Source organism: Bradyrhizobium manausense, from assembly GCF_001440035.1.
In the GTDB taxonomy this organism is placed as follows: domain Bacteria; phylum Pseudomonadota; class Alphaproteobacteria; order Rhizobiales; family Xanthobacteraceae; genus Bradyrhizobium; species Bradyrhizobium manausense.
On sequence record NZ_LJYG01000101.1, the window covers coordinates 40,549 to 45,097 of the forward strand.

6 protein-coding genes are annotated in these 4,549 nt (G+C 63.9%); 1 reads left to right on the top strand and 5 read right to left on the bottom strand.

From position 1 onward, the window contains the following. Together AOQ71_RS48470 and AOQ71_RS25220 are read right to left on the bottom strand one after the other, a co-directional pair. Positions 1–615 (bottom strand): oxidoreductase (locus AOQ71_RS48470; protein WP_488226152.1); only part of this gene is annotated, 615 nt, incomplete at its 3' end. Between the two features lie 117 nt (positions 616–732). Further along, positions 733–2,229: an aldehyde dehydrogenase family protein gene (locus AOQ71_RS25220; RefSeq protein ID WP_057752604.1), complete on the bottom strand. Its 1,497-nt coding sequence runs from the start codon at positions 2,227–2,229 to the stop codon at positions 733–735. 186 nt (positions 2,230–2,415) lie between these two features. Between AOQ71_RS25220 and AOQ71_RS25225 the strand changes: the two genes are divergently transcribed. Then, the gene (locus tag AOQ71_RS25225) at positions 2,416–3,261 is read left to right on the top strand and encodes an SDR family NAD(P)-dependent oxidoreductase (RefSeq protein ID WP_057752607.1); all 846 of its coding nucleotides are present in this window, start codon (positions 2,416–2,418) and stop codon (positions 3,259–3,261) included. A 9-nt stretch (positions 3,262–3,270) separates the two neighbouring features. Here the strand turns inward: AOQ71_RS25225 and AOQ71_RS25230 are convergent, their stop codons facing one another. The 3 genes from AOQ71_RS25230 to AOQ71_RS48475 form a co-directional block, all read right to left on the bottom strand. Beyond that, positions 3,271–3,477, bottom strand: a complete 207-nt coding sequence (locus AOQ71_RS25230) for a hypothetical protein (RefSeq protein ID WP_027562959.1) — start codon at positions 3,475–3,477, stop codon at positions 3,271–3,273. 174 nt (positions 3,478–3,651) lie between these two features. Continuing rightward, positions 3,652–4,065, bottom strand: a complete 414-nt coding sequence (locus tag AOQ71_RS25235; protein WP_057752610.1) for a Rieske (2Fe-2S) protein — start codon at positions 4,063–4,065, stop codon at positions 3,652–3,654. Positions 4,066–4,072: 7 nt separating this feature from the next. Next, the coding region (locus AOQ71_RS48475; RefSeq protein ID WP_245317107.1) for an amidohydrolase family protein at positions 4,073–4,549 on the bottom strand (477 nt) is incomplete at its 5' end.

Genomic DNA, 4,549 nt, shown 5'->3' on the forward strand with positions numbered 1-4,549 from the left:
CCCGCCATATTGGTCGGTACGCTGATTGCTGCGTGACTGCAGGAACTGCTCGAGCAGATAGCCGTTGGCGCCGTGGATCTCGACACCATCGAAGCCGGCGGCGAGCGCGTTCTTCGCGGCCTGCCTGAAGGCCTCGACGATGCCTTTGACCTCGTCTGTCTCCAGCGCGCGCGGCGTCTCGTAATCGGCGATCTTGCCGTCGGCCGTCATCGCCTTCATGCCCTCGGCCCTGATCGGGATCGCCGAGGCCGAGACCGGAAGCTCACCGCCGTGAAAGGAGGAATGCGAGACGCGGCCGACATGCCAGAGCTGGAGGAAAATGATGCCGCCCTTGGCGTGCACGGCATCGACCACTTTGCGCCAGCCGGCTACTTGCGCCTCCGAATAGATGCCCGGCGTTGCCGGATTGCCGCGGCCCTGCGACAGCACCGGCGAGGCTTCGGCGATGATCAGGCCGCCCTTCGTCGCGCGCTGGCCGTAATATTCGGCGTTGAGCGGCCGCGGGGCGAAACCGTCGCGCTCGGCGCGCATGCGCGTCAGCGGCGCCATCGCGACGCGATGCGCAAGCTTGTACGGACCGACCTGCAACGGTTGAAACAACGCCGGAAACTTCATGAAGACCCCGAATAGCTATGGAAGGATGCGGATCATATAGCGAGAGGCAGCCACCGGAGAAGGCGCCGCCCCTCATAAAGCAGACATTCCCTCGCGCGGAACGTGAGAGAACAAGCCCTACGCCGTCTTGATCCAGACGGCCTTCACGTTGAGATATTCCTCGACGTGCTGCTTGCCGGATTCGCGGCCGTAGCCGCTCATCTTGTAGCCGCCGAAGGGCACGGCCGGATCCATCGCCTGGTAGCAATTCACCCACACCGAGCCGGCCCGCAGGCGCTTGGCGACCGCATGCGCCTTGGTGACGTCACGCGTCCACAGGCCGGAGCCGAGACCAAAGGTGGTGTTGTTGGCACGCTTGACCAGCTCGTCCATGTCCTTGAATGCGATCGCGGAGATGACCGGGCCAAAAATCTCCTCCTGTGCGATGCGCATGTTGTCCTGGACGCCCGCGAACACCGTCGGCGAAACGAAGAAGCCTTTTGACAACGCGCCTTCGGTGACGCGGCCACCGCCGGCGAGCGCTCGCGCGCCTTCCTTCTGGCCGATGTCGAGATAACCGGTGACGCGCTCGAGCTGCTGCTCGGAGACCAGCGGGCCGATCTGCACGTTGGGATCGAGGCCGTTGCCGACTTGCAGCCTCTTGCCGAACTCGGCGACGCGGCCGACGAACTCTTCGTAGATCGCCTGCTCGACGAACAGACGGGTGCCGGCGCTGCAGATCTGGCCGGAATTGGCGAACACCGCCATTGCCGCTCCCGGTACGGCGGCATCGAGATCGGCATCGGCGAACACGATATCGGGCGACTTGCCGCCGAGCTCGAGCGAGACGCGCTTGAGGTTGCCGGCCGACGCACGAATGATCGACTGTCCCGTGATATGCGAGCCGGTGAAGGCGACCTTGTCGACGTCATGGTGCGAGGCCAGCGCGGCGCCTGCGGTCTCGCCATAGCCGGGCACGACATTGACGACGCCGGGCGGAATGCCGGCTTCCATCGCGAGCTCGGCGATGCGCAGCGAGGTCAGCGGCGCTTCTTCCGCCGGCTTCAGCACCACGGTGCAGCCGGTCGCGATCGCCGGGCCGATCTTCCAGATCGTCGCAGTGAGCGGACCGTTCCAGGGAATGATGGCGCCGACGACGCCGACAGGCTCCTTCAGCGTGTAGGAGAAGATCTCGCCGGGCAGCGAGTTCTCGATGGTCTCGCCGTGAATCGCCGTGGTCTGGCCGGCGTAATAGCGCAGCATGCCGACGGCGCGCAGGCGATAGGCGCGGGTACGGCTGAGCGGTGCGCCCATGTCGAGCGTATCGAGCTGCGACAATTCGTCGAAATTCTTCTCGACGAGGTCGGCGAGCTTCAAGAGCAGGTTCTGGCGTTCGAACGGCTTGACCTTGCTCCAGGGGCCCTCGAAGGCGCGGCGGGCGGCCGCGACCGCACGGTCGATGTCTTCCTTGTCGCCTTCGGCAACGGTTGCGAGCAGTTCGCCGGTTGCGGGGTTATGGGTCTCGAAGCGCTTGCCGGAAGCGGCATCCACCCACTTCCCGTCGATCAGCATTTGCTTGTAGGACCCGTTGGCGAACGGATGGCGCGTGATCGGAATAGCCTGCGACACAGCCATGTCTGCACTCCCTGGGTTTATGATTTTGATGGGCTCGATCTGGCCGGGATCGTTAGGTCAGGCAGAATACAGCGAGGCCTGAAAGGCGTAAAGTCGGCGGGGAGCGAAGCCCTGCCATGCCGACTTGTGCAGGGTCGCGCGATGCCATGCAATAACACGATCAAGAGCAGATCCCGGAGAACAGCCATGCCGCATCCTGTCATCGCCAAGGGCAATGTTGCCGTGATCACCGGCGGCGCGTCAGGCATCGGTCTCGCCGCAGCTACGGCGTGCGCACGCGCCGGGATGAAGGTGTGCATCGCCGATGTCGATGAGTCCAGACTAGCGGAAGCCGCAACAAGACTGTCATTGATCGCAGGTGCGGCGAACGTGATGACATCAGTGACCGACGTCAGCCGGACCGAGAGCGTGACGGAACTGGAACGCGCCGTGGGCGCGCATTTTGGCGGCACGGACCTCCTGATGAACAACGCCGGCATCCAGCCGGGCAGCACAATGTTCGGCGAGCCGGACCATTGGCATCACATCATCGGCGTCAACATGTGGGGCATCATCAACGGCGCGCGCATCTTCGCGCCGAACATGATCGCGCGCGGCAAGGCAGGCCTGATCATCAACACCGGCTCCAAGCAGGGCATCACGACCCCGCCCGGCGATCCCGCCTACAACGTCTCCAAGGCCGGCGTGAAGGCGTTTACCGAGGCGCTCCAGCACGAGCTGCGCAACACCAGGGATTGCCACATCACCGCGCATCTCTTGATCCCCGGCTTTGTGTTCACCGCCCTTACCGCCAAGGGCCGCACCGAAAAGCCTGATAGCGCCTGGACGCCGGAGCAGACGGTGGATTTCATGATGGCGCGGCTTGAAGCCGGCGATTTCTACATCCTCTGCCCAGACAACGACGTGCCGCGCGCGCTCGACGAGAAGCGCATGCTGTGGGCCGCCGGCGACATCGTCGAGAACCGCCCGCCGCTGTCGCGCTGGCATCCGGACTACGCCGATGCGTTCGCAAGGTTCGTGAAGGGGGAGTAGGCGAGAAACCTACAGCGTCTCTTGCTTGTGCCCGCAATTCTTGCAGGCGAACTTGACGCGGCTCTGGCCTTTTTCCGCCTGGACCCGGTTTGGCGCGCCGCATTTGCCGCAGACCGCCTCGATGCGGGTGGTGCCCTGCTTCACGACGATGGTCTTCTTTTCCATCGATTCGCGGATCAGGCGCTCGGCCTCTTCACGCAGGGATTGTTTCGACAAAGCTGGTCTCCGCCTCTGGAAGCGCGAGAGCCATATCGTAGTTGCGTTGGAATCACAATCGGCAAGCTGAAACATTGCGACCGACGAAGTCATTCCGGGGCGATGCACGGCATCCCCCGGAATCTCGAGATTCCGGGTTCGCGCTTCGCGCGCCCCGGAATGACGGAAGGGGGGTCAGATCTCGACGATCACATAGCTATCTTCGACATGGACCGGAAATGTCTCGGCGACATACGGCCCCTTCTGCAATTCCTCGCCGCGTTCCACCGCGACCGGATAGGACCGGATCCTGAAACGCTTCGGATCGAACCAGGACTGGCCGTCGCGCATGTCGAACTCCCAGCCGTGCCAGGGACAGCGCAGCATCTCGCCAACGCGCGAGCGCTCATAGACGCCGGGCTCGGGCGAGGTCAGCCGCGCCACACAGGCCGCTTTCTCCAGCGGCGCGCCTTCGTGCGGACAGCGGTTGAGCAGCGCGAAGAACTCCCCGTTGACATGGAACACGACGATATCGCGGCCGGCGACGTCGACGACCTTGTTGCCGCCGGGCGGGATCTCTGAAGTCGACGCGACGATGTGACGGGCCATACCAATCTCAGAACTTGTAGACCGCTCGTGCATTGGTGCTGAAGATCTTCTTCCGCTCGGCCTCGGTCAGCGGCGTCTTGAAGGCGAAGCGCGGATCATCGAAGTCCCAGTGCGGATAGTCCGACGAGAACAGCAGCCGGTCGATGCCGACCCATTCGATCAGCGCACGCAGATGCCGCGCCTCGTCGGGCTCGTCGATCGGCTGGGTCGTGAACCAGAAATGCTCGCGGACATATTCGGACGGCTTGCGCTTGAGATGCGGCACCTCGCTGCGGAACCGCTCGAAATGCTGGTCCATCCGCCAGACCGCCGACGGAATCCAGCCGAAGCCGCCCTCGATGAACACGATCTTCAGTTTTGGGAAGCGCTCCGGCACGCCTTCGATGACGAGGCTGGCCAGCTGCGCCGCGATGGTGTGCGCGTTGGACTGATGCTCCTCGACATAATAGGACGGCCAACCACCGCCGGTCGGCGCGTGGCCGCC

Excerpts from the sequence above, each read along its gene's own strand:
- AOQ71_RS25235 (WP_057752610.1), bottom strand. The coding sequence starts at position 4,065 with ATGGCCCGTCACATCGTCGCGTCGACTTCAGAGATCCCGCCCGGCGGC.
- AOQ71_RS25220 (WP_057752604.1), bottom strand. The coding sequence starts at position 2,229 with ATGGCTGTGTCGCAGGCTATTCCGATCACGCGCCATCCGTTCGCCAAC.
- AOQ71_RS25225 (WP_057752607.1), top strand. The coding sequence starts at position 2,416 with ATGCCGCATCCTGTCATCGCCAAGGGCAATGTTGCCGTGATCACCGGC.